The organism is Embleya sp. NPDC059237 (assembly GCF_042754105.1).
GTDB lineage: Bacteria > Actinomycetota > Actinomycetes > Streptomycetales > Streptomycetaceae > Embleya.
The window spans coordinates 211,594-234,569 of the sequence record NZ_JBHZAE010000016.1; the positions used below are offsets into that span (position 1 = coordinate 211,594).

A 22,976-nucleotide genomic window follows, 5' to 3' on the forward strand; every position below is an offset into this window, starting at 1 on the left:
CCCCACCTCCGCCGGCCTCAGCGGTTCAGGCGCAGTGACATCGGGTCGATCCCGCCACCGTCGATGGCGAACGTGGTGCCGCGCGTGGCGAAGTACGGGGTCTGCATGTCCGCGAAGGTCATCACGTCGACCCGCTTGACCAACTCGGCCTCGGCCGCGGTCCATTCGTCGCAGCCCGCGATGTCCGGCTTGTTCATGGCCAGGCCCACCAGGCGCTGATACTCGGGGTTGTCCACGGCGCCGAAGTTGAGCCCGTCGGGCCCCTTGGGACCGCTGAAGAAGGGCACGAGCTGGTCGTGTTGGGTCAGCGTGATCGGTACCCAGGCGATGTCCCACTGCCCGGAGGCCAGCACCTCTCCCGTGGTCCCGGCCGTGAGCGGCCGGCGGCTGACCTTGACGCCGAACGAGCGCCACTGCTCGACCGCCAGCTCCACCGCGGACAACAGTTCCGAGCCGGCCGTCCCCGAGTAGGGCAGCACGATGGACAGTTGCCTGCCATCCTTGGTCCAGTGCCCGCCCGACTTGGTCCACCCGGCCCCACGCAGCGCGGCCGCCGCGCGCGCCGGGTCGTGCGGCGGGATGTTGGCGCTCACGGCGTCCGCCGGACAGGTCGGCAGCATGGTGACCGCGACCCGGTTCGGCGCCGAGCCCTTGCCGCCGGTGGCCACCGCCCCCAGCTGCTTGAGATCGAGCGCGGCGGTCAGCGCCCAGCGCACCGCGGGATCGGCGGTGACGTGATCGGGCGCCTCGTTGTACAGGAACATCCCGTAAGGGTTGCGCTCGACGCGGTACTTCAGCCCCGCCGCGGTCAGCCGGACCCGGTCGGCGCCGGTCACGGAGGCGATGTCGAGTTGTTTACCCAACAGCAGGTTGGCCCTGGTCGAGGGGTTGGTGACTACCTTGAACACCAGCCGCTCGGGCAGTTCGGTGGAGTTCGCGCCGCCCGGTCCCCAGACGTAGTCGGGGCGCTTGGTGTAGGTGAAGTGGTCACCCGTCGCGGCCTCGACGAGCCGGTAGGGCCCGGTGCCGTCGGTGGCGTGGTCGAGCGAGCCGGGCGCCGCGAGTGCCGAGGGGCACACCAGCGGCAGTTGGGAGGCGCCGCGCAGTAGGAACGGGGTGGGTTCGGGCGTGCGCAGGACGAGCGTGTTGGTGGCGTCGTCCGCGGTGGCGACCGTTCCCGGCGCCACGGCCAGGCCGTACAGCGGCGAGGTGTTCTTCGGGTCGGCGATGTAGTTGTACTGCGCCGCGACGGCGGACGCGGTCAACATCCGGCCGTCGCCGCACCGCACGTCGCGCCGCAGGGTGAACGTGGCCGACAGGGGATCGGACTCCCACTTCTCGGCGACGCCGGAGACGATCCGCCCGTCCACCGTGGTGTTGACCAGCGCGTCGTAGGAGAACCGCGTCATCAGCGAGGTGATCCTGGAAAGCGAGGTGAGCGGAGACAGGTTGGCGGGGTCCTCGGAGATACCGATCGTGATCGTGTCGCTCCCGCCCGCGCTCGACGCGCCGGTGCCGCCGCACCCGGTGGCGAGCATCCCCACGGCCACCGCACCGGCCGCCGCCCGCGCGACGCCTCTCATCGTGCACCACCGGCGAGAACGGCGGAGCGCGTACGCCCTTCGCCCCCCGATGCGGCGGCGATCGACGTACGAATGTTCGGACCCACCGTCCGAACACTGGACCCGACCGCATCGGATCGTCCCATGCTGGATACCTCCTCGGAGAACGGCGCGACTGCCGCAGTGGACGCTCAGGGTAGGCAGCCCCCGAACACCTCGAATCGTCGCCGCGGACGAAGAGCAATCACCGAATCCGTCCGAATCGCCAACCCCAGACGCCGCAACGCCGGGCAGTCTTCACGCCATCCGCCGCGCACCTCGGCACCGAGAGCCCACCCAGCCTAACAAGGCATCTCATTTGCCTATATGCATTAGGCATGCGCATAATCCATTCAGGTGAACCCGAGAGTGGATGAGGAGAGCCGGGCATGGCGCGCGTGGGGTTGACCACCGAAAACGTGGTGCGGGCCGGGGCCGAACTGGCCGATGAGGTCGGGTTCGCGCAGGCGACACCCGCGGAGTTGGCCCGACGCCTCGGCGTGCGGACCGCGAGCCTGTACTCGCATGTCGCCAACGCCCACGACCTCAAGACCCGCATCGCGCTGCTCGCGCTGGAGGAACTCGCCGACCGGGCCTCCGCCGCGATCGCCGGACGCGCGGGCAAGGACGCGCTGACCGCCTTCGCGAACGTCTACCGCGACTACGCCCTCGCCCACCCGGGCCGCTTCGCCGCCGCGCGATACCGGCTCGACCCGGAGACGGCCGCCGCCGGTGCCGGCGTCCGGCACGCGCGGATGATGCGCGCGCTGCTGCGCGGATACGACCTGGCCGAACCGCACCAAACGCACGCCGTCCGGCTGCTGGGCAGCGTCTTCGCCGGCTTCGTCGACCTGGAGTCCGCCGGCGGCTTCGAGCACAGCGCCCCCGACTCGGGACAGAGCTGGAGCGCGATCCTCGACGCCCTCGACGGTCTGCTGCGCACCTGGCCCACCACCTCCTGACCCCGCCATCTCCGCAGAGCGAAGAAAGCGAAGAGACCGAGCCCATGCACCCCCCGTACGCCCACACCACCACCCCCATCACCGCCGACCTGCTGCGCGGTGCCCTCGACCTGGAACACACCGAACGCGGCATCGTGCCCCACCGGTTGCCCGCGCACGCCCGCCGGCAGATCCCCGACGAGCAACTGGCCATGGCCGAGTCCCAACCCTCCGGCGTACGACTGGCGCTGCGCACCCGGGCCGCCGTCCTCGAACTGGACGTCGTGGCCACCAAGCGGGTCTACCCCGGTGCCCCGCCGCGCCCGGACGGTGTGTACGAACTCCTCGTCGACGGAAACCTCACCGTTCGGGCGAGCGTGCCCGACGGCGACACGCTCACCATCGACCTGGCCGGCGGGAGCGCACACACCCGCCCCGGCCCGGTGCGCACCCTGCGCTTCACCGACCTGCCCACCCACGACAAGCACGTCGAGATCTGGCTGCCGCACGACGAGAGCACACAGCTGGTCGCGCTGCGCGGCGACGCCCCCATCCACGCGGCACCGGCGCACGGGCGCAAGGTGTGGCTGCACCACGGCAGTTCGATCAGCCACGGCTCCAACGCGGCCACCCCGACCGGGACCTGGCCGGCCCTGGCCGCGGCCCGAGGCGGCGTGGAGCTGATCAACCTCGGTTTCGGCGGCGGCGCCCTGCTCGACCCGTTCACCGCCCGCGCCATGCGCGACACCCCCGCGGACCTGATCAGCCTCAAGATCGGCATCAACATCGTCAACGCGGACCTGATGCGGCTGCGGGCGTTCGGCCCGGCGGTGCACGGATTCCTCGACACCATCCGCGACGGACACCCCGACACCCCGCTGCTGGTGGTCTCGCCGATCCACTGCGCCATCCACGAGCACACCCCGGGGCCGTGCGCCGTGGACCCGGCCGCGTTCGGCGAGGGACGCCTGCGGTTCGTGGCCACGGGCGATCGTGCGCAGGTCGCCGCCGGGCGACTGACCCTGGCCGTGATCCGGGACGAGCTGGCCCGGATCGTCGCACGGCGCGCCGCCGACGACCCGAACCTGCACCACCTCGACGGCCTCGACCTGTACGGCGCGGCGGACCAGGCCGAACTCCCGCTGCCCGACGACCTGCACCCGGACCCGGCCGCCCACCGCCGCATCGGCGAACGTTTCGCCCGCCTCGCCTTCGGTCCCGCCGGCCCGCTGTCCGCCGGGGCCGGCTGACCCCGTCCCGGCTACGCCTGCAATGCGGCGATTTCCGCCTCGAACAGCAGCTCCGGGTCGAACTCCATGCCGACGAAGTGGCCGGCGAGTTCCAGGGACAGCACGCCGTGCAGCCGGGTCCAGAAGATCAGGGCCCGGTGCAGCACGCCCGGCGGCGCGGGATGCTCGCCCGCCCAGCGCCGGTGCCGCGCCAGGTGCGCCTCCAACGCGGTCGTGGCGTGCTCCGCCGGCGGTTGCGCGCTCCACATGTCGAGCAGGGTGGTCATGATCTCGGCGGAGATCGCGGTGATGTCGTCGGGGGCGTGGTAGCCGGGGACGGGCGTGCCGTAGATCAGCAGGTAGCGCTGCGGATCCGCCAGCGCCCACCGGCGCATGGCGCGCGCCGTCTCGGCCACGTCGGCACCACCCTCGAAGGCGGCCCGGACGGCCTCGGCCATGCTGCGGTACGCGTCCCGGATCAGCTCGGTGATCAGCTCGTCACGGCCGGCGAAGTAGCGGTAGAGCGCGGGACCGCTCATGCCCATCTGCTTGGCGATCGCGTTGAGCGAGAGCGCGGACGCACCCGCCGTGGCGATCTGCTCCCACGCGTGTTGCTTGATCTCCGTCCGCACCTGCGTCCGGTAGCGCTCACGCGGGGTGTTCGCCTCGGTTTCCGCCATGACCCGCCACCTTTTCGCACACGCAGCCACATCCCCGCATTTCGGTTAGAAGCTATCACAAACCTGAATGACATTCCGGAAGCCCCCGCGCAGGCCCACCCACCGCAGGCGCCCACCCGCCGCAAGCGCCCGTCCACCTACCGCACTCCCGCGCACGCGTCGCCGATCGCCTCGTCCAGGATGCCCAACCCGAGCGAGAGTTCGTCCTCGGTCGCGGTCAACGGCGGCGCGATCCGGAACACCCCTCCCATGCCCGGGAGTTGCACGATGTTCATGTGCAGCCCCAACTCCAGGCAGCGCCGGGTGACCCGCGCGCCCAGCTCGTCGGAGCCGTGCTTCGCGTCGTCCCGATCGACGACCAGTTCGAGGCCGGCGAGCAGCCCGCGACCGCGGATGTCGCCGACCACCGGGTGACGCCCGGCGAGTTCGACCAGCCCCCGACGCAGGAACGCGCCGAGCGAGCGGGCCCGTTCGTCGAGCCGATCCGCGATCAGCACGTCCAGCACGGTGTTGCCGACCGCCGCCGGCAGCGGATCGGCGACGTGCGTGGTGAAGAACAGGAACCCCCGCTCGTGCGCCCGCTGTTCGATCTCCGCGCTGGTGACCACCGCGGCCAGCGGCAGCCCCGCGCCGAGCGTCTTGGACAGCGTGAGGATGTCCGGCACGACGCCGTCGCGCTCGAACGCGTACCAGTCCCCGGTGCGACACAGGCCGGTCTGTGCCTCGTCGAGGATCAGCAACATCCCGCGCTCTCGGCACTTGTCGCGCAGCGCCGCCAGGTAGCCGACCGGCAACTCGATGATGCCACCCGAGCTGAGGATCGGCTCCACCAGACACGCGGCCAGACTGCCGGTCGACTGCGCGTCGATCAGGTCGAACGCGAAGTGCAGCTGCCGCCGCCAGTCGAGCGTCCCATCCGCCGCGACGAAGTCGGGCCGGTACACGTTCGGCACCGCAATGGCGAAGTTGCCGGGCGCGCCCGGCCCGTAGCCCTTGCGTCCCGCGCTGTAGGTCGCCGACGCGGCGGCCTGGGTCATGCCGTGCCAGGACCGCGCGAACGAGACGATCTCGTGCCGGCCGGTGACCAGCTTGGCCATCCGGATCGCCGCCTCGTTCGACTCGGCGCCGGTGGTCAGCAGCAGCACCTTCTCCAACGGATCCGGCAGCGTCGCGGCCAGCCGCCGGGCGAGGTCGACCACCGGACGGCTGAGCATGCCGCTGTACAGGTGGTCCAGGGTCGCCACCTGCCGCCGCACGGTGTCCACGATCGCCGGGTGCGCGTGACCCAGGATCGCGCTCATCTGCCCGGAGGTGAAGTCGAGGATGCGCCGGCCGTCGGCGGTGAACACGAAGCTCCCGGCGGCACGATCGATGATCTCGCGAGTGAACTCGCCTCCGTAGCGCACGAGATGCCGCTCGGCGTCGGTCCAGAACGGGTCGGCGGAGGGCGACGAGGAGGTGGTCGAATCAGCCATGTCCCGACGGTAGGTCGGGCCGGAAGCACACGTCCAGCGCACGATCGCGGCCTCGCTGTTCGGCTCTGCCCGGCCAAACCGGTGCGCCTGGGCGCGTTCCGAAGCGCCATCCACTCCATGGCGGTAATGTTATGCACGTAAGTAACCCGTCGGGGAGAGCCGAGAGAGAAGAGCCATGGACTTCGACCGGGCCGACGCCCTCAACCAGGCCATCCGCCTGCTGAGCCTGCGCCACCGGGCCAGGATCACCACCCTGCTCGCCCCCCTCGGCCTGCACCCCGGCCAGGAAGCACTGCTGCTCGAACTCGCCCGCAACGGCCCGATGATCCAGGGCCGACTCAGCGACGCACTCGGCTGCGAACCGCCCAGCGTCACCCTGATGACCCGCAAACTCGAAGCCGCCGGCCACATCCGCCGCACCCCGGCACCCACCGACAAACGTGCCTCCGTCGTCGAACTCACCGACAGCGGCAGGGACTTGGTCGAGCGGATCAAACAGGCATGGTGCACCCTGGCTGAGGAGACCGTGACCGGACTGCCCGAGCCGACCGTCGCCGAACTCCCCGACCTCCTCACCACACTGACCACCAACGTCGACACCAGACGCACCCGCCGACCCCACGACGGATGACCCGGCATCGCGCGATGAACCAACTACGCCGAGTACCCGGGATGTTCACCACTTGGGGACGAAGATGACCAAACACGTCACATCACGCACCGGCACCATCGCCGCGGGCTGCGCGGCCGCGCTGATTTCGCTCACGACCGTCGCCGGCTGCTCCGACGACGGCTACGGGGCCGGCACCCCGCAAACCCCCACCCCGGCCGGGGACAACCTGCCGCCGGGCGCCGATTACTGGGCCGGCAAGGCCGACCTCTCCGTATTCCTGTGTCACGTCGGCGACCCCCAGACGGGCGGCTGCGCCACCGGCCCCGTCACGACCGCCCAGCGCGCCGACATCTCCGCCGCGCTCGAAGCCATGCCGCAGGTTCAGCGGGTGTACTACGAGGATCACCAGGAGGCGTGGGAGCGGCTGCGCCTGCAATGGACGAACACCGCCCCGGCCCCGGCGATCGGCCCCGAACAACTGCCGGACTCGTTCCGCGTCGAGCTCCGCGACCCCGGCACCGCCCCGACCGTGATCTCCGCGATCACCACACACCCCGGCGTCGCGTCGACGACGCGTCACACCCGGCCCGCCCCGGCCGGAGGGCCCGGCTACAGGTCCAGCACCGCGCGCAGCGCCTGATCGACCCGCTCCATCACCTCGCGGGCCACGGTGCCGACAAGCTTCGCGTCGTCGAACCGGGCGGTACGCAACTGCTGGAGGTTGACCGCCACCGCGGTCGACGGCAGCGGCTGCTCGATCACCACGGACATCGCCGTGTCCGGGAAGCGGCCCGCCGGATGCAGCACGATCGCGAGCACCGCCGCATAGGCCTGTTCGAGACCGTCCAGCGAGACGACCAGGACATCGCGGCCGTCGCCCAACGTCCAGATCTCGCCACGCCTCACAGCGTGTCGCCCTCGCCGCACAACTCCTCGCCCAGACCCAGCGCGGCCAACTGCCGAGCGGCGTCCAGCACCGCCTGCCGGCGCGCGGCCCGCACGATATAGGCATTCAGGGACAACCCCGCCGCCGCCGCGCCCGCCCGGATCGAGGCGTCGAGGTCGTCGGGAATCCGCAACGTCATCACCGTCATGCCACCAACGTAGCAACCACACCCCGGTGGTGTCCCTCGGTGGCGGCGATTTCGCCCGACCGGACCTCGATCCTCCCCTCCCACCCCGCGCGCATCCCCCCACCCCACCCGCGCCCGTACCGCCGCAGCGACATCGTTTGGGCGCGCGACCCCAGGGCAGGCCGCAGACATATCGTTCGTCCCACCGTGGGAGGTGACCGCCATGACCGCCGCGACCGAGTCCGTCGACGTGGACGTCCCGCTGCATACGGCGTATCTCCAGTGGACCCGCTTCGAGGAGTACCCGCAGTTCATGGACGGGGTCGAGGAGGTGGTCCGGCTCGACGCACACCACCACTATTGGAGGACCTACACCGCGGGCGTGACCCGCGAATTCGGCACCGAGACCGAGGAACTCCCCGACGAACGTGTCTCCTGGTGCACCGTGTCGGACGAACCCCGCCACCACGCGCTCGTGACCTTCCGCGCGGTCGACGCCGACCACACCACCATCGACGTCGTCACCGAGGTCGAACCCGAGGGCCTCACCGACACCACCGAGACCACCCCGCCCTTCACCGCGACCCGGGTCCGGCCGGACCTGCTGCGCTTCAAGGAACTCGTCGAGACCAAGGCCCTCGGCGAGATGCGCGACACCCCGAGCCCCACCGGCCACAGCCGCATCCCGCCGGACTGACACCGCCCCGCCACACTACGAACAACGGGGCCGGCTCGGCGGATCCGCCGAGCCGGCCCGTCACGCGCGACCACCTCAAACATTGCCCTCCGGCGGCTCCGGCGGCCGTTGCGGCGCAGGCGCCGTCGGCTCCCCACGCGCATCCGCACGCTCGGTGCGAGCCGGATCCGCCCGCCACTCGTGCGCGGCCCGGTAGCGAGCCGCCCGGCCATCCCGGTCGTAATCCCCAACGCGGGCCGCGGAGTTGCGCCGCCGCGCCCGCATCCGCATCCCCGTCGCCACCATCGCCAGCGCCGCGCAGAACAACAGCGCCAGCGCCAGCCCGGCCAGGAACGCCGCCAGCGTATCGAGGGTGACCATGTCCGTGTCGAACATGCTCACCGTGTACTCGGGACCCCCGGAGGTGTTGTACGCGACGAGCAGGGCCGCGAACGCGACGCTCGCCGCCGCAATGAAGAGTCCGATGATGATCACGACGCTCACATCCGTTCCGCTCGGGATTGCGTGCGACACCCCCACCCATCAACGCTACGCCCGGCTTCGGGCCGGCCCAACCCGTACCGAACCCGCTCGCACCGCGTCCCCCACCGGGCACACGCCGACACGATCGCCGAGGTCACACGGGTTGCGGCTCGGGCTCCGGGCCCGGCTCCGGTTCGGGCGTGGGCCCCGGTCGCGGCGGCTCCGGCTCCGGCACGGGCCCCGGCCCCGGTCCCGGCCAAGGCGTCGGTTGCGGCGGGCGAGTATCCGGGTCCACCGGCATGGGAATGGTCATCGCTCTGTCTCCCTCGCATCGCTCCCCGGGTTCGCCCCGGGATCCTTCGGCGTCGTCTGTCCCCGCGACCTCCCGTCCGTCTCCCGCTCGGATCACTCCCCGACGCGTCCACGACGGCTCTCGCACTCCGAGCACTCCTTCGCCCGCCTACCCGGATCCCGCACCGCGACGCGTCCACGACCCGCCCGTGATCCACCCGCGCCACGCCGCCGGACGCCCCGCACCGGCCCCGGCGCCGGTTCCCGGACCCGTACCCGAGCCCGCCACGCGCTCACCCGACGTCGCCGCCCTGCGGAACGATCACCAGCGGCCCGGGAGCGTGGTGGATCAGCCCGTTGGTGACCGACCCCAAGAGCATGCCGCGGAAACCGCCCATTCCCCGACTGCCCACCACCAGACACATCGCGTCCGCCGCCGCATCCGCCAACGCGCGCACCCGATGGCCCAGAATCGTCACCCGCTCCACCGACACGTCCGGATACTTCTCGCTCCATCCCGCCAGCGTCTCGCCCAGCCGGACCAGCGCCTCCTCCACCTCGGCCTCGCTGCCGAACGCGGCCACCATGCTCGCCGTCGGCGGCCGCACGTGCACCGCCCGCAGGCCCGCGCCGCGCAACGAGGCGGTCTCGAAGGCGTACCCGACGGCCCGCTCGCACCCGGCAGACCCGTCGACACCCACCACCACCACCGGCGGCTCCCCGGTGATCGGCTCGGGCCCACGCACGACCGCCACCGGACACGGCGCGTGCGCACTCACCGGAACCGCGATGCTGCCCGTCGTCAACAACTCGGTGAACGCGGACAACCGGCGCGACCCGAGCACCAGCACACTCGCCTCACGCGCCTCCACCCGCAACACGTCCACCGGCCGCCCGTCCACCGCCGCCGTGGTCACCGCCACATCCGGTCTGCGCTTGGCCGCCACCACCCGCGCCTTGTCCAACAGCGCCTCGTCGGCCGCGCGCCGACGTTCGGCCCAACTGCGGCGCACCACGGGGACCTCGGCCTCGGGATACGTCTCGACCGACCAGTCGAAGACGTGCGCCCGATGCAGCCGGCCGTCGTGCCGGCTCGACTCCGCCGCGGTCTCCGCGCCCGCCGGATCGGCCGGCCACTCCGACGCGTGGACCAGGTGCAGCGGCAGCGCGTGTCGGGCGGCCTCGTCGGCGGCCCAGGAGACGGCGAGCATGCCCGCCGCCGAGTTCTCGACTCCGACCACCACGGGTCGACGTCCGGTTGTCATGACAGCTCCCGGTAACCCTGGGAACCCCCCTCGATGGCGATGCTGTCCCCTTCCACTGTCTCTCGTCCGTCCGCTGTCTGTCTCGCGTGTGCGTCCCGTCGTCGCGACGACGGGCACTCGGTGCGCCGGGGTCGCAGAATCGAAGGAGCGGGACGAGCCGAGATCGGCGACCGCGATCACCCACCGCGCCCGCGCCGGAACCACCCGCGTCGGACCCAACCGGCGCCGATCGCCCGGGCCGCCTCCCCAGGAACCGTCCCCCGCGGCCCGAGCCCCGGCCTCTTCCCCGCGTTCGCACGGAGGAGGAACCATGCTCTTCACCGATCGAGTCGACGCGGGTCGACAACTCGCCGCCGGACTGACCCACCTCGCCGGCGAGGAGGTGATCGTCCTGGGCCTGCCCCGAGGCGGGGTACCGGTCGCGGCGCAGGTGGCCGAGGCCCTGCACGCACCCCTGGACGTATGCCTGGTGCGCAAACTCGGCGTGCCGTCCCACCCCGAACTGGGCATGGGCGCCATCGCCGAGGACGGGACCCGCGTGCTCAACGACCGCGTCGTGCGCAGCTCGCGCGTCTCCACGACCACGTTGCGGGACATCGAGGAGCGCGAGCGGGCCCTGCTGACCGAGCGCGCGCACCGCTATCGGGGCCGCCGGCCGCCCCCCGAACTCGCCGACCGCACCGTCCTGATCGTCGACGACGGCATCGCCACCGGATCCACCGCGCTCGCCGCCTGCCGCACCGTCCGGGCCCGCGGCGCCGCCCGCGTGGTCCTCGCCGTGCCCGTCGCGCCGTCCGGCTGGTCGGCGGGAGCGGACGCCGACGAGCTGGTCTGCCTGCACAACCCCCTCGGCTTCATGGCGGTCGGACAGTTCTACTCGGACTTCTCCCAGACCACCGACGAGGAGGTCGTCGACTGCCTGACCCGGGCCGCCGCCCGGAACCCGACGCCGGGCCCGCCCGGCGGGGCCGGCCCGACGGACGAGGACGTGGACCTGCCCGTCGGCGCCGTGCGACTGCGCGGCCGGCTCACCGTCCCCGCCGGAGCCGACCGCATCGTCGTATTCGCCCACGGCAGCGGCAGCAGCCGACACAGCCCCCGCAACCGCTTCGTGGCCGACGTCCTCAATCGGGCCGGCCTGGGCACCCTGCTCTTCGACCTGCTCACCGAAACCGAGGAACAGGCCCGAGGCAACGTCTTCGACATCGAGCTCCTGGCCGCACGCCTCGTCGCCGTCACCCGCGACCTGCGCGAACGACCCGAGGCCCGGACGGCGAGCGTCGCCTACTTCGGCGCCAGTACCGGCGCCGCCGCCGCACTGTGGGCCGCCGCCGACCTCGGCGAGCGGGTGAGCGCCGTCGTCAGCCGCGGCGGCAGGCCCGACCTGGCCACGCCCCGCCTGCCCGAGGTCACCGCCCGCACCCTGCTCATCGTCGGCGGCGACGACACGAGCGTCCTCTCCCTGAACGAACAGGCCCGCACCCACCTGCGCTGCGAAAGCGAACTGGCGGTCGTGCCCCACGCCGGCCACCTCTTCGCCGAACCCGGCACCCTCGCCGCCGTCGCCGACCTGGCCCGAGCCTGGTTCACCGCCGACCCGCACCACCGTGCCCCGACACCTGCGTCCTGACCGCGCCGGGTCGCTCCGGAGTCACCCGGCGAATCCCCCGCGGACGCGGTCGTAGACCAGGCACAGCGTGCCGTGTTCGCCCGCGGATTGCGCCGTGAGCGTCCACTCGGCGGTCGGCAGGCCGTCCTCGAACAGGCGCGGACCGCCGCCGAGGAAGACCGGGAACACGGTGAGCGCCAGGCGATCGACCGCGTCCGCGGCCAGCAGTGCCTTGATCACACCGGCGCTGGCGAGCACGAGGATGTCGCCGCCCTCGCTCGCCTTGAGGTCGGCGGCCACCTCGGCGGTCGGCTTGTTCACGATCGTCGTGCGCTCCCAGGGCGCGGGCGCCTCGCCGAGCGTGGAGGAGAGCACGACCTTCTCGGTCCCCACGAGCCACTTCGCGAAGCCCTCGTCGCGCGGATCGACGCCCTCCGCGCCGATGATCGTGGGCCAAAAGCCCAGGAATCCCTCGGCGTTGACCCGTCCGAGCAGTGCCGTCGTGGCCGGCTCCCACAGCTGGGTGAGGTGGTCGCGGGCGACGTCGGTGAGCGCGTACGGCATCACCCAGCTCATGTCCTCGGGGGCGTCGGGGCGGGCGTAGCGGCCGTCGAGGGACAGGGCGATGTTGGTGACGATCCTGCGGCCGGCGGTCTGCGTGCTCATCGCGTGCTCCTGGTGTCGGTGTCGGGGGTGTGCGTGGCCGCGGCGAGGGTCGCCGCGAGTTTGTCGAGGCTTTGGCCGAAGCCGATCTCGATGCCGGCGATGAAGTCGGCCGACTCGACGGTGCTGTCGGTGATCCGCCAACGCACGTCGAGCCCGGAGCCGGCGCCGTCGGGGCGCAGGTCCAGCTCGACGTGTGAGGTGAAGGCGGGCCCGCCGTCGGGCAGCAGCGGCGAGAGCCGGTACGCGAGGTGCTCGCCGGGGCGTACCTCGTCGACGACGCCCTCCGCCCGACCCACGACCGGGCCGGTGTCGTCGACGTCCTCCGCATCGCGATACTCCAGCACGACCCGCCCGCCCGGTCGCGCCTCGAAGACCGATTCGGCGACCCGCAGATCGTCGGGCACCCACCATCGAGCGAGCAGAGCCGCCTCGGTCAGATACGGCCAGACCGCACCCGGCCGCGCCGGCAACGACCGGGCGAACCCGAACGAGCGGCCGTCGGCCCACCCCGCCTCCGCGGCGGCGCGCCGCTCCGCCTCCAAGCCGCGCCCGTAGCGGTCGTGCGTCTCCCCCGGCCCGCCGACCCGCTCGGCCGTATCGGCGATCCGCCCGAGCGCGTCGGCCAACTCCCGCAGCGGACCGGGCCGCAACGCATAGATCCGACGCTGCCCGCTGCGCTGCGACGCGACGATCCCGGCCCGCTCCAACGTCTGCAGGTGCTTGGTCGTCTGCGGTTGCCGCGCCTCGGCCAACCGAGCCAACACCCCGACCGACCGAGGCCGCTCCGCCAACAACACGACAAGCCGCCAACGCGCCGGATCGGCCAGCGCGACAAGGAGTTCGTCCATGGCCCAAGTATTCACCCACACGAATATTCGTGTCAACGAATACTTCCGGAAGGCTTACTCAGCCTTCAAAGAGCCTGTTATCGGGTTTGAGCACCTCGGTGGCGACACCGGGGCATCCACCGACTCGGCTGCGGGCGCGGGTCGAGGCCAAGCCCTCCTTGGTGCCGATGACGATGAGCTCGCGAATGAACTCCGCGAGTACGGCAAACACGTGAAAGACGAGCCGCCCCCCGAGGTGGTGGTGTCCAGGTTCTCGTGAGCGCGTCGAGCTGCCGCTCCGGTTTCTGCCCGCCGGTCGACACCCGGGCGTACCCGATTTTGATCCCGGTGCGCGCGAGCGGCTCGGCGACGAGCGCGTCCAGGCCGTCCGCAGGCTCCTGAGGGGTCATCAGGGTCCCGGACCATGTCAGAAAACGGCGGTCCGGGGTCGGGACGGATCTCCGGGAGAGATCTTCGGAGAACGAAGGTTTTTTGAAAACGAGTACTGCGCGCCTTCAAGCCGAGGGAGGTTGGCCGTGCGACGGTCGTCGCGGCGGTTGCATTTCGTCAGTGCCGGGCTGTTGCGGACAGCATTTCTCGGTACACCGGACGCGGTGGATGGGCAGGTGGCGGCATGGCAGTGGCGGGCGCACGGCGGGTGCTTGCTCCGCTGGCGTTGGCGCAGTTCATCTGCAGCTTCGCCGGCTCGAACATGAACGTGATGATCAACGACATCAGCGAGGACCTGGACACCACTGTGCAGGGTGTACAGGTCGCGATCACGGTCTTCCTGCTGGTGATGGCCGCGCTGATGATCCCGGGCGGCAAGCTGACCGACAAGTGGGGGCGCAAGCGCTGCCTGTTGGCGGGGCTCGTGGTCTACGGGATCGGGGCGGTGCTCAGTGCCGCCGCGCCGGGGCTGGGCGTGCTGATCCTGGGGAACTCGATTCTGGAGGGTGTGGGTACGGCCCTGCTGATCCCGCCGGTCTACATCCTGACCACGCTGCTGTTCACCGACACGGCGTCCCGGGCGCGCGCGTTCGGCGCGATCATGGCGATGGGCGGGATCGGGGCCGCCGCCGGTCCGCTGATCGGCGGGCTGATCACGAGCGGGATCAGCTGGCGGGCCGCGTTCGTGTTCCAGGCGCTGGTGATCGTGGTGATCGTGGTACTCAGCCGCAAAATCACCGATCCGCTGCCGCCCGACCCCGCCCGGCCCTTCGACACGGTCGGGGCGCTGCTGTCGGCGGCGGGCCTGGTGCTGCTGGTGACCGGCATCCTGGCCGTCGACAACAACGGCCGGCTGGCACTGGGCCTGCTGCTGGCCGGTGCGCTGGTGCTGACCGGCTTCTTCGCCTGGGTGCGCGGACGCGAGCGCGCTGGCCGGGAGGCGTTGTTGTCGACGGATCTGTTCCGCAACCGCACCTCCAATCTCGGCCTGGTCACCCAGAACGCCCAGTGGCTGATGCTGATGGGCGTCTCGTTCACCGTCGCCGCCTACCTGCAGGTCGTCCGCGGCTACGACGCGATCGAGACCGGCGTCATCTTCACCGCCGCGACCCTGGGCATCCTCGCTTCCTCGCTGGCCGCCGAGAAACTGGCCCGCCGCCGGGCCCAGCGCACCCTCGTCATGGCGGGCTTCATCGTGACGACCGCCGGGATCGCCGTGTTGTTGGCGCTGGTCGCGTGGAAGCCCGGTGCCTGGGCGTTCGCCCCCGGCCTGCTGCTGATCGGGCTGGGGCTGGGGGTGATGCTCACCCCGTCGGTGAACGTGGTCCAGTCGTGTTTCCCCGAGACGCAGCAGGGCGAGATCTCCGGCCTGTCGCGCAGCGTCTCCAACCTCGGCTCCTCGCTCGGCACGGCCGTGGCGGGCACGATCCTGGTCTCCGGGCTCAGTAAGGGCGGGTACGCGGCGGCGATGGCGACGCTCATGGTCGTCGGGCTGGGCGGGCTGACCGCCGCGGCTCTGCTACCGCGCGTCGGCCGACCGCCTGCCGCCGGAGCCGGGACCGCGACTCCGGCAGGGGGGCCGCGGGAGTGATCCCGAGCCGTGCGCACCGTCAGCCGGTCATGCCTTCGGTGCGATCGAGTTCCTCGTCCAGGGCGAGGGCCGCGTCGATCAGGGCCAGGTGGGTGAACGCCTGCGGAAAGTTGCCCAACTGTTCGCCGGAGGGTCCGATCTCTTCGGCGAACAGGCCGACGTGGTTGGCGTAGGTGAGCATCTTGGAGAAGGCGTAGCGGGCCTGGTCGAGCCGTCCGGCGCGGGCGAGTGCCTCCACGTACAGGAAGCTGCACAGGTTGAAGGTGCCCTCGGCGCCGCGCAGACCGTCGGGGGATGCGGCGGGGTTGTAGCGGTAGACGAGGCTGTCGCTGACGAGTTCTTCGTCCATGGCGTCGAGGGTGGTCAGCCAGTCGGGGTCGGTGGGGGTGAGGAAGCCGACCTTGGGCATCAGGAGCAGCGAGGCGTCGAGGACATCGGTGTCGTAGTGCTGGACGAACGCCCGGCGTTCTTCGCTCCAGCCGTGTTCGACGATCTGCCGCAGGACGGCGTCGCGTGCGCCGAGCCAGCGGGTGAGGTCGCCGGGGCGGGAGTAGGCGGTGGCGAGCTTGGCGGCGCGGTCGAAGGCGACCCAGGTCATCAGGCGGCTGTAGGTGAAGTTCTGGCGTCCTCCGCGGGTCTCCCAGATGCCCTCGTCGGGCCGGTCCCAGTTCTCTACGAGCCAATCGATGACGCGTGCGAAGGCGCGCCAGCCGCGGACGGCGCCGATGTCCTCGGCCTGGGCGAGGGCGTAGGCGGCCTCACCGTAGATGTCGAGCTGGATCTGGTCGGCGGCCGCGTTTCCGGCCCGTACCGGGGCGGAGCGGCGGTAGCCCTCCAGGTGGTCGAGCACCTCCTCGCTCAGGTGCGGTTCCCCGTCGACGCGGTACATGATCTGCAGCGGTTCGCCGGAGGCGGTGCCGCCTGCGTCGAGGCGATCGCGCAGCCAACGGCGGAAGGAGTCCGCCTCCGCGGTGAAGCCGAGGCCGACCAGGGACCGGACCGACAGGGAGGCGTCGCGAACCCAGGTGTAGCGGTAGTCCCAGTTGCGTTCCCCGCCGATCTGCTCGGGCAGCCCCATGGTCGCTGCGGCGATGGGGGCGCCCGTGGGGGCGTAGGTAAGGAGCTTGAGCGTGATGACGGAACGGGTGACCATCTCGTGCCAGCGGCCGCGATAGCGGGAGGCCCGCAGCCAGTCGAGCCAAAACGCACTGCACGCCTCGAAAGCGTCCAGGACCGCCTCGACGGAGGGCGTGGCACCGCCGGGACAGCCGCTGAGCGCGCCCGCTGTACCGGTTTCGCTGGTGAGCACGACCGCGGCCCGTTCCCCCGCCTGCAGGGTGAAACGGGCGGAGACGTCGGTGCCGTCCGGATGCAAGGTGATCGGCGCGGTGACCTGCAGGTGCAGGTCTGTGCCGGGGCCGCGGAACAGCATCGATCCGTCGTCCAGACGGGTGAGGTCGTGCGGTGCGCGGCCGTAGTCGAAACGGGGTCGGCAGATCAGCTCGAAGGGCATGCTGCCGCGCACCACCCGTACGGCCCGGATCAGCCGGTGTCGTGTCGACGGCGTCGCCGACGGATCGGGAGGCATGAAGTCGACGACCTCGCCGACACCGCTCGATGCCATGAAACGGGTGATGAGGATCGCGGTGTCGGGGAGGTAGAGCTGGCGGACGGTCGCGTCGTCTCCGACATCGGCCGCGAGACGGCAATGGCCTCCGCGGTCGCTGTCGAGAAGCGAGGCGAACACGCTGGGGGCATCGAACCGGGGTGTGCACCACCAGTCCACGGTGCCGTCGGCGGCGATCAGCGCCGCCGTCTGCAGGTCGCCGACGATGCCGTGGTCCGCGATCGGGGGGTACTCCTTCACAGCGCCTCCTCGGCTGCGGCGGTGAGGACGCACAAGGTCCTGGCACCGGCGCGATCCCACAGGTGGTCGTGTGGTGTGGCGGGCGGCGTTGCCGCCACGGCCGAGCGCGTCGGCCGTTGTGCCCATCATCGCGACATCGGACGCCCCCAGCCACTCCTGGCCGCGGCACCCTTCACCGACCGCGCCGTCGGCCGGCGTGGCCATCGTGAGGAGCCGAGAATCATGACCTGCCCCGTAGTGGTGATGCGAGGCGATGAGAGGCCCCACCCGGGCAACAGCTTCGCGACGCGTCCTCGCCGCGCACGACGGGAACTCCGTGCCCGGCTCGAACTCTCGGAACATGGTCGCCGACGGCTGTCTTCCCGACGCTTCCGAGCCATCGGCCTCTGCGGTGCCTCGCTGGGACGCCGTGATCGTGTACGCGCCCCCAGCGACTGCCCTAATCCTCTTCGTCGGCTTCCCCGGCAGCATCAACCCGCCTTGCGGCAGAGGATTTCTCCGTGTTGTACCGAGAACCAGCCGTCCTCGCGACTGCCCCACTGCCGCCAGGCGTTCGACACCGCGTGCAGTTCGTCGGGGGTCGCGTGGCCGCCGGCGACGGCACGGTCGGCGTAGGCCGAGGCCAGGGTGCGGTCCGCCCACAGCTCGCTCCACCAGGCGCGTTCCGCCGGGTCGGCGAAGCACCACGTGCTCGACGAGGCGGTGATGTCAGGGTAACCGGCTTGCAGCGCCCAGGACTTGAGCCGCCGCCCCGCGTCCGGCGCGCCGCCGTTGGCGCGGGCGACCCGCAGGTACAGGTCCAGCCATTCGTCCATGCCGGGCACGGGCGGGAACCAGACCATGGCCGGATAGTCCGCGTCCCGAGCGGCGATGAACCCGCCCGGCTTGGTCACCCGGTACATCTCCCGCAGGGCCTGCACCGGGTCGCCCACGTGTTGCAGCACCTGGTGCGCGTGTACGACACAGAACGTGTCGTCCGGGTAGTCCAGGGCGTGCACGTCGGCGACCGCGAACTCCGTGTTGTCCAGCCCGCGTTCGGCGGCCGTGGCGCGCGCCCGGTCCAGGATGTCCGGCGCGTGGTCGACACCGGTGACCCCGCCGTCGGGGACCAGTGCCGCCAGATCGGCCGTGATGGTGCCCGGCCCGCACCCGATGTCCAGGATCCTCATGTGCGGCTCGATCCGGTCGAGCAGGTAGGCCGCCGAGTTGGCGGCGGTCCGCCAGGTGTGCGAACGCAGCACGGATTCGTGGTGCCCGTGCGTGTATACCGCGGATTCCTTCGACATGACGCCCTCGCTTCTCGCGATCCCGATTCGCCGATGCGCCTCACCGTACGCCGTCATGTCGAATGATGAGATTTGCGTATCAAGATGCGGACGGACCTGGTTCGCGGCAAAGCAAAACGGGTGCACGAGGATCCGTGCACCCGTTCCGACAAGCTCTCACTCACTGCCGCAAAACCAGCAACATCAGGCAACCAAAGTGGGCGTATCGGTCACCCGCTCCACACTCGAATCCACACCCTCTCCTTCGCCCACCTCGCTCACCTCGCCGGAAAGCTTCTTGCGCGCAACCCCGTTCGCACTCGCACCCGCGCTCGCGCCCGGCATCTCACCGAACGACACCGTCTGCGCCCGCAACAATTGCGCCGCCGCCCGCGGCGACGGATCGTCCACCCGAAGCTGCTGCGCGGCGCTGCTCCCGGCATCCAACATCCGCTTGGTCACCGCGCGTACGAAGGCGAAGTCGCCCGCCGCGACCAGATCCGGCATCAGGTTCTCGATCAGCGTCCAGATCACCGTGCGCGCCGAGTCGCCGGCCATCGTCGTCGGATCGATCAACTGCCCTTCGAGACCCGAGCGCGCGGCCCGCCAGGTCGCGGCGCGCAGCCAGGCCGGCGAGTGCTGCGGGGGTCGTTCCCCGGCCTCGACGGCCCGGATCGCGCGGTGCACGAGGGCACGGAAGAGCACGGCGATGAGCACGGACGTGTCCACGTCCGGACAGGCGTCGCAGATGCGCATCTCGATCGTCGGCACGTGCGAGGACAGTCGCAGATCCTGGTAGTGCATGCCGATGTCGAGGATCACCCCCGAGCGGACCAGACCTTCCAACATGGCGTCGTACTCCCGGGCCGACGCGAAAGTGTCGGCCGGGCCCGCCGACGGCCAGCGTTGCCAGAGCATGTTGCGCCAACTCGCGTATCCGGTGTCGGTACCGAGCCAGTAGGGGGAACTGGCCGACAATGCGAGGAGGGTGGGCAGATGCGGCGAGATCCAGGCCATCGCCCGCGCGGCCACGTCGCGGTCCTCGATCCCGACGTGGACGTGCATCCCGCAGATCACCTGCTCGTCCGCCACCAGGGCGTAGTCGCGTTTGATCGCGGCGTAGCGGTCGCCCGGGGCCTGGGGCGAGTCCGCCAGGTCCATCAACGGCGCGGTGCCCGAGGCGATCACGGCCACGCCGATCTTCTCGGCCGCGCGGGCCAGAAGGCTTCGGGAGGCGATCAGGTCGGCGCGCAGGTCGGCCAGTTCGCGGTGTGGTTGGCTGTTGGTCTCGATCGACGCTTCCTTGGCCTCACCGGTGAAGCCGGCCGCCGGGAGCTCGGCGAGCAGTTCCGTACCCGCCGGGCTCAACCTCCCCGTCCGACGGTCGACGATGTGAAACTCTTCTTCGACACCCACAGTCCGAATCGACATGCGTCCCCTTGAGATGTGTCCAGTGTCGGCTGCACGTGTTCCGCCGCCCGCGTGTGTTCCCTCGGCCGGACAGCCATGGCGTAGGTACCGTCCCGTGCCCTCGACGGTCGGGCCGCCCCCGTGGTCGAGCGAAGTCGGCGGACCCTCGGGCGGGTCGTCGAAGCAGCCGAAATCCGTTGGCTTGCAAGGCCGTTGGACAAGACTGCGACTTGGTGACCGTGCTGCCAAGACCCGCTGGGTCCAAGAAGTCTTACGCTGAGCAACGGCGCTTCTGGGCCTGTGATCGGGAACCGGGCGCCGACACGGAGGCCGACCGACGCAAAGCCCAACCCAACACCAGGCCCGCCCTCGGCGCCACCTCTTCGCCGCCCGTCGCCGGTCGGGCGGCCGACCGTCGGGCCGGCTCTCCGCTCGCGCAATCCGGCTATCCGCCTCGTTCTTCGGCGTTCAGGATGAGCCGGACCACGATCGGTGCAGCGAGTCCGATGGGCCTTCCCCCTTGGCATCGGAGGTTCCGGCTCCCATGATCGACTCTGTGATCCGATACCTACGCGCCTGCGCGGCCGTGACACCGGCCGCGCTGTTCCTCGCGCTGTGCGGGCCCGCTTCCGTCGCGACGGCCGATCCGGCGCCGCAGAGCGGGTCGGAGCCGGCCAAGGTGGAGTTGGTACTCGACCTGTCCGGCTCGATGAAGCAAAACGACGCCGGCGGCGGACAAACCCGCTTGGAAGCCGCCAAGCAGGCGGTGAACCGCATCCTCGACACGGCTCCGGACACCGCGCAGGTCGGCATCCGCGTCTACGGCTCGACCTACCCGGGAACGGACAAGGTCCAGGGTTGCGCCGACACCCGGCTCCTGATGCCGGTCGCGACGCCGACCGCGGCGGCCAAGAGCACGGCCCGACAGCAGGTCGCCGGGTTGACCGCGATCGGATTCACCCCGATCGGCAACGCCTTGCGGGCCGCCTCGAACGACCTCGGTACGCAGGGCGAGCGGCACGTGATCCTCGTGTCGGACGGCGAGGACACCTGCGCGCCGCCGCAACCGTGCGAGGTCGCCAAGGAGTTGAACGCGGGCGGCACCAAATTGACGGTGGACGCGGTCGGCTTCAACGTCTCGGGGGCGGCCCGCGACCAGCTCAAGTGCATCACCACCGCCGGTGGCGGGGCCTACGCCGACGCGAAGGACGCCGACTCGCTGGTGTCCGGCATGACCGGCCTCTTCCGGCGGGCCGCGACGCCGTACACGGCCTCCGGACGCCCCGTCCAGGGCGCCACGACCGGATGCCCGAACGCGCCGATGGTCGAGGACGGCCAGTATCTCGACGCGTTCACCACCAGCCGCGACCTCTGGTATCGCATCCGCAAGAGCCCGGACGAGGACCTGGCCATCGGCGCCACCGCCATCTTCTCGGAGCGCATGCGCCACGACGACAGTCGGGAGAACTCGGCGTTCCTGACCCACCTGTTCATCCGCTCCGGTCCACCGGACCTGCCGCAGAGCTGGCTCCTGAGCGAGGGCGTGGCCCTGGAGGCGAACAACATCGTCACCACCGGCGCCACCGGCGGAAAGCACAACACGGCCAAGTCGCCCGACGGCATCGGATGCCTGCGGATCTCGCACAACGCCGAGGTCGACCCCCAGCGTCGGATCCTCCTCGAACTCCTGATCAGCCATCCGAAGCGGGCGGACGCCACGCAACCCGACGGCGCCCCGGCCGTCACCCCCACCGCCGGCGCCGGCGCGAACGCCGAGCTGCCCTCCGGGGGCTCCGCCGACGACTCGCGCGCCCCGGTGGCCGCCCGCGCGGCCGACAACGACAACGGTCCCGGCACCACGACCACCGTCGCCCTCATCGCCGGCGCGATCCTCCTCGGCGGCGCCCTGGGCTCCTTCGTGGCCACCTCCTCGCGCCGCCGCCGGAGCCGAGCATGAGCCGCATGCCGGGCATCCGTCGGGCAATCGCCGTCCTGACCGCCGTCACCGCCCTGACCGCCCCGATCGCCCTCATCGGCACGGCGGCAGGCGCCGAACCCCCGGCGGCGGCCGATGCCGCCGGCGGCTATTCGTTCAACGGCGCGGGCACGCTCGTCTCCGGCGTGCATCGGGAGAGCCTGGTCGTGGGCGACTTCCTGTTCTGGCGCGTGTACGTGCAGGCCGGCCAGAGGTTGTCGGTCAAGGGTTCCGTCGACATCCCGACCGACTTCCCGTACAAGCAGGGCCCCCGCTTCGTCGTCAACCTCTACAACCCGCTGCGCGAGGCCATCCCGAACACCGCCGCCCCGCCGAACCAACTCACGCCCGGCACCTCGCATCTGGAGGTGTCCTCGGGCGCGTGGACCGTGGGCGACGGCAAGAAGTACGAGAACTTCGACGGGACGAAGGGCTCCTTGAAGGAGTTCAAGGACGACCACTACGCGCCGCGCGGGCCGTACTACATCCAGGTCTCGATCTCGGGCGCCCAGGGACCGCAACGCGGCGTCGTCGTCCCGATCACGCTGGAGGTATCCGTCGAGGGGGTGCCCGTGCAACACCCGGATGAGCCGATCGACCCCGGCAACGAGGCACGGACCCCAACGCCGCCCCCCGCGCAAAGCCGCCCCGTCGCCGACTCGACCGCGCACGCGGGGGCCCGGACCAGCGACGGCGACGCGTCGTCCGCCGCCTCCGACTGGGGCATCCCGGTCGGCGCGACGGCCGCCGCGTTCCTGGTCGCGACGGCCGCGGGCTACGCACTGCGCCGCAGGTCCGCCGCATCCGCCCCGGTACCCGTCTCGCCGTGGAGCGCGCACACGCGGCCGGCCCCACCTTCGGAACACCTGCCGCCGCGGCCTCCCGGCAGCCCACCCCCGCCGACCTGAACCGCACCGGGCACCCGGGCTACCGGAGGATTTACCCATACGTGGTAACCACCCCGTCCTTCTGTCCCGCTCGGCCCGTGG

Annotated in this window: 22 protein-coding genes; 10 read left to right on the plus strand and 12 right to left on the minus strand. The window is 71.2% G+C overall.

Annotation, left to right across the window (positions count from 1 at the left end; translation table 11 throughout):
- Window positions 1-17: 17 nt before the first annotated feature.
- Window positions 18-1,583: an ABC transporter substrate-binding protein gene (locus ACFXKZ_RS38475; RefSeq protein ID WP_380007921.1), complete on the minus strand. Its 1,566-nt coding sequence runs from the start codon at window positions 1,581-1,583 to the stop codon at window positions 18-20.
- Window positions 1,584-1,990: 407 nt separating this feature from the next.
- On the opposite strand from ACFXKZ_RS38475, the gene ACFXKZ_RS38480 reads away from it, so the two are divergent.
- Both ACFXKZ_RS38480 and ACFXKZ_RS38485 read left to right on the plus strand, forming a co-directional pair.
- Window positions 1,991-2,563: a TetR/AcrR family transcriptional regulator gene (locus tag ACFXKZ_RS38480; protein WP_380007924.1), complete on the plus strand. Its 573-nt coding sequence runs from the start codon at window positions 1,991-1,993 to the stop codon at window positions 2,561-2,563.
- A gap of 44 nt (window positions 2,564-2,607) precedes the next feature.
- A complete protein-coding gene (locus ACFXKZ_RS38485; protein WP_380007927.1) occupies window positions 2,608-3,792 on the plus strand; it encodes a GDSL-type esterase/lipase family protein in 1,185 nt (394 codons plus the stop codon).
- A gap of 11 nt (window positions 3,793-3,803) precedes the next feature.
- Here the strand turns inward: ACFXKZ_RS38485 and ACFXKZ_RS38490 are convergent, their stop codons facing one another.
- Together ACFXKZ_RS38490 and ACFXKZ_RS38495 are read right to left on the minus strand one after the other, a co-directional pair.
- Complete coding sequence (locus tag ACFXKZ_RS38490) at window positions 3,804-4,451, minus strand: TetR/AcrR family transcriptional regulator (protein WP_380007929.1); 648 nt, start codon at window positions 4,449-4,451, stop codon at window positions 3,804-3,806.
- Window positions 4,452-4,588: 137 nt separating this feature from the next.
- Window positions 4,589-5,926, minus strand: coding sequence for an aspartate aminotransferase family protein (locus ACFXKZ_RS38495; protein WP_380007932.1), 1,338 nt, complete (start codon window positions 5,924-5,926; stop codon window positions 4,589-4,591).
- A 175-nt stretch (window positions 5,927-6,101) separates the two neighbouring features.
- Here ACFXKZ_RS38495 and ACFXKZ_RS38500 point away from each other — a divergent pair, with 175 nt between their 5' ends.
- Together ACFXKZ_RS38500 and ACFXKZ_RS38505 are read left to right on the plus strand one after the other, a co-directional pair.
- Window positions 6,102-6,557: a MarR family winged helix-turn-helix transcriptional regulator gene (locus ACFXKZ_RS38500; RefSeq protein WP_380007935.1), complete on the plus strand. Its 456-nt coding sequence runs from the start codon at window positions 6,102-6,104 to the stop codon at window positions 6,555-6,557.
- Between the two features lie 64 nt (window positions 6,558-6,621).
- Complete coding sequence (locus tag ACFXKZ_RS38505) at window positions 6,622-7,179, plus strand: permease-like cell division protein FtsX (protein ID WP_380007938.1); 558 nt, start codon at window positions 6,622-6,624, stop codon at window positions 7,177-7,179.
- On the opposite strand, the gene ACFXKZ_RS38510 is transcribed toward ACFXKZ_RS38505, so the two are convergent.
- Window positions 7,149-7,445, minus strand: coding sequence for a type II toxin-antitoxin system PemK/MazF family toxin (locus tag ACFXKZ_RS38510; RefSeq protein WP_380007942.1), 297 nt, complete (start codon window positions 7,443-7,445; stop codon window positions 7,149-7,151). The genes ACFXKZ_RS38505 and ACFXKZ_RS38510 overlap by 31 nt on opposite strands.
- A complete protein-coding gene (locus tag ACFXKZ_RS38515; protein WP_380007945.1) occupies window positions 7,442-7,633 on the minus strand; it encodes a toxin-antitoxin system HicB family antitoxin in 192 nt (63 codons plus the stop codon). Before ACFXKZ_RS38515 ends, ACFXKZ_RS38510 begins: the two co-directional genes overlap by 4 nt.
- A 202-nt stretch (window positions 7,634-7,835) precedes the next feature.
- Here ACFXKZ_RS38515 and ACFXKZ_RS38520 point away from each other — a divergent pair, with 202 nt between their 5' ends.
- Entirely contained in the window at window positions 7,836-8,309 is a 474-nt protein-coding gene (locus ACFXKZ_RS38520; protein ID WP_380007948.1) for an SRPBCC family protein, read from the plus strand.
- A gap of 75 nt (window positions 8,310-8,384) precedes the next feature.
- On the opposite strand, the gene ACFXKZ_RS38525 is transcribed toward ACFXKZ_RS38520, so the two are convergent.
- Complete coding sequence (locus tag ACFXKZ_RS38525) at window positions 8,385-8,792, minus strand: hypothetical protein (protein WP_380007951.1); 408 nt, start codon at window positions 8,790-8,792, stop codon at window positions 8,385-8,387.
- A gap of 563 nt (window positions 8,793-9,355) precedes the next feature.
- A complete protein-coding gene (locus ACFXKZ_RS38530; RefSeq protein WP_380007953.1) occupies window positions 9,356-10,327 on the minus strand; it encodes a universal stress protein in 972 nt (323 codons plus the stop codon).
- A gap of 310 nt (window positions 10,328-10,637) precedes the next feature.
- On the opposite strand from ACFXKZ_RS38530, the gene ACFXKZ_RS38535 reads away from it, so the two are divergent.
- Entirely contained in the window at window positions 10,638-11,957 is a 1,320-nt protein-coding gene (locus ACFXKZ_RS38535) for a phosphoribosyltransferase family protein (protein ID WP_380007956.1), read from the plus strand.
- A gap of 21 nt (window positions 11,958-11,978) precedes the next feature.
- Here ACFXKZ_RS38535 and ACFXKZ_RS38540 read toward each other — a convergent pair whose 3' ends face one another.
- Together ACFXKZ_RS38540 and ACFXKZ_RS38545 are read right to left on the minus strand one after the other, a co-directional pair.
- A complete protein-coding gene (locus ACFXKZ_RS38540; protein WP_380007959.1) occupies window positions 11,979-12,602 on the minus strand; it encodes a dihydrofolate reductase family protein in 624 nt (207 codons plus the stop codon).
- Window positions 12,599-13,450 (minus strand): metalloregulator ArsR/SmtB family transcription factor, encoded by an 852-nt coding sequence (locus ACFXKZ_RS38545; RefSeq protein WP_380007962.1) that lies wholly within the window; start codon window positions 13,448-13,450, stop codon window positions 12,599-12,601. The genes ACFXKZ_RS38540 and ACFXKZ_RS38545 overlap by 4 nt, the downstream gene beginning before the upstream one ends.
- Between ACFXKZ_RS38545 and ACFXKZ_RS38550 the strand changes: the two genes are divergently transcribed.
- Together ACFXKZ_RS38550 and ACFXKZ_RS38555 are read left to right on the plus strand one after the other, a co-directional pair.
- Window positions 13,449-13,709 (plus strand): hypothetical protein, encoded by a 261-nt coding sequence (locus ACFXKZ_RS38550; protein ID WP_380007965.1) that lies wholly within the window; start codon window positions 13,449-13,451, stop codon window positions 13,707-13,709. The two genes, ACFXKZ_RS38545 and ACFXKZ_RS38550, sit on opposite strands and share 2 nt — an antisense overlap.
- A gap of 354 nt (window positions 13,710-14,063) precedes the next feature.
- The gene (locus ACFXKZ_RS38555; RefSeq protein ID WP_380007968.1) at window positions 14,064-15,470 is read left to right on the plus strand and encodes an MFS transporter; all 1,407 of its coding nucleotides are present in this window, start codon (window positions 14,064-14,066) and stop codon (window positions 15,468-15,470) included.
- 19 nt (window positions 15,471-15,489) lie between these two features.
- On the opposite strand, the gene ACFXKZ_RS38560 is transcribed toward ACFXKZ_RS38555, so the two are convergent.
- The 3 genes from ACFXKZ_RS38560 to ACFXKZ_RS38570 form a co-directional block, all read right to left on the minus strand.
- Window positions 15,490-17,337, minus strand: a complete 1,848-nt coding sequence (locus ACFXKZ_RS38560) for a glycoside hydrolase family 15 protein (RefSeq protein WP_380007971.1) — start codon at window positions 17,335-17,337, stop codon at window positions 15,490-15,492.
- A 470-nt stretch (window positions 17,338-17,807) separates the two neighbouring features.
- Window positions 17,808-18,623, minus strand: coding sequence for a class I SAM-dependent methyltransferase (locus tag ACFXKZ_RS38565; protein WP_380007974.1), 816 nt, complete (start codon window positions 18,621-18,623; stop codon window positions 17,808-17,810).
- 183 nt (window positions 18,624-18,806) lie between these two features.
- Window positions 18,807-20,033 carry a glutamate--cysteine ligase gene (locus tag ACFXKZ_RS38570; RefSeq protein WP_380007977.1) on the minus strand — a complete coding sequence of 409 codons (1,227 nt, stop codon included), beginning with the start codon at window positions 20,031-20,033 and terminating at the stop codon, window positions 18,807-18,809.
- A 523-nt stretch (window positions 20,034-20,556) separates the two neighbouring features.
- Here ACFXKZ_RS38570 and ACFXKZ_RS38575 point away from each other — a divergent pair.
- Together ACFXKZ_RS38575 and ACFXKZ_RS38580 are read left to right on the plus strand one after the other, a co-directional pair.
- Window positions 20,557-21,969, plus strand: a complete 1,413-nt coding sequence (locus ACFXKZ_RS38575; protein ID WP_380007980.1) for a VWA domain-containing protein — start codon at window positions 20,557-20,559, stop codon at window positions 21,967-21,969.
- Window positions 21,966-22,895: a hypothetical protein gene (locus tag ACFXKZ_RS38580; protein ID WP_380007983.1), complete on the plus strand. Its 930-nt coding sequence runs from the start codon at window positions 21,966-21,968 to the stop codon at window positions 22,893-22,895. The genes ACFXKZ_RS38575 and ACFXKZ_RS38580 overlap by 4 nt, the downstream gene beginning before the upstream one ends.
- The last annotated feature ends 81 nt before the right edge of the window (window positions 22,896-22,976 follow it).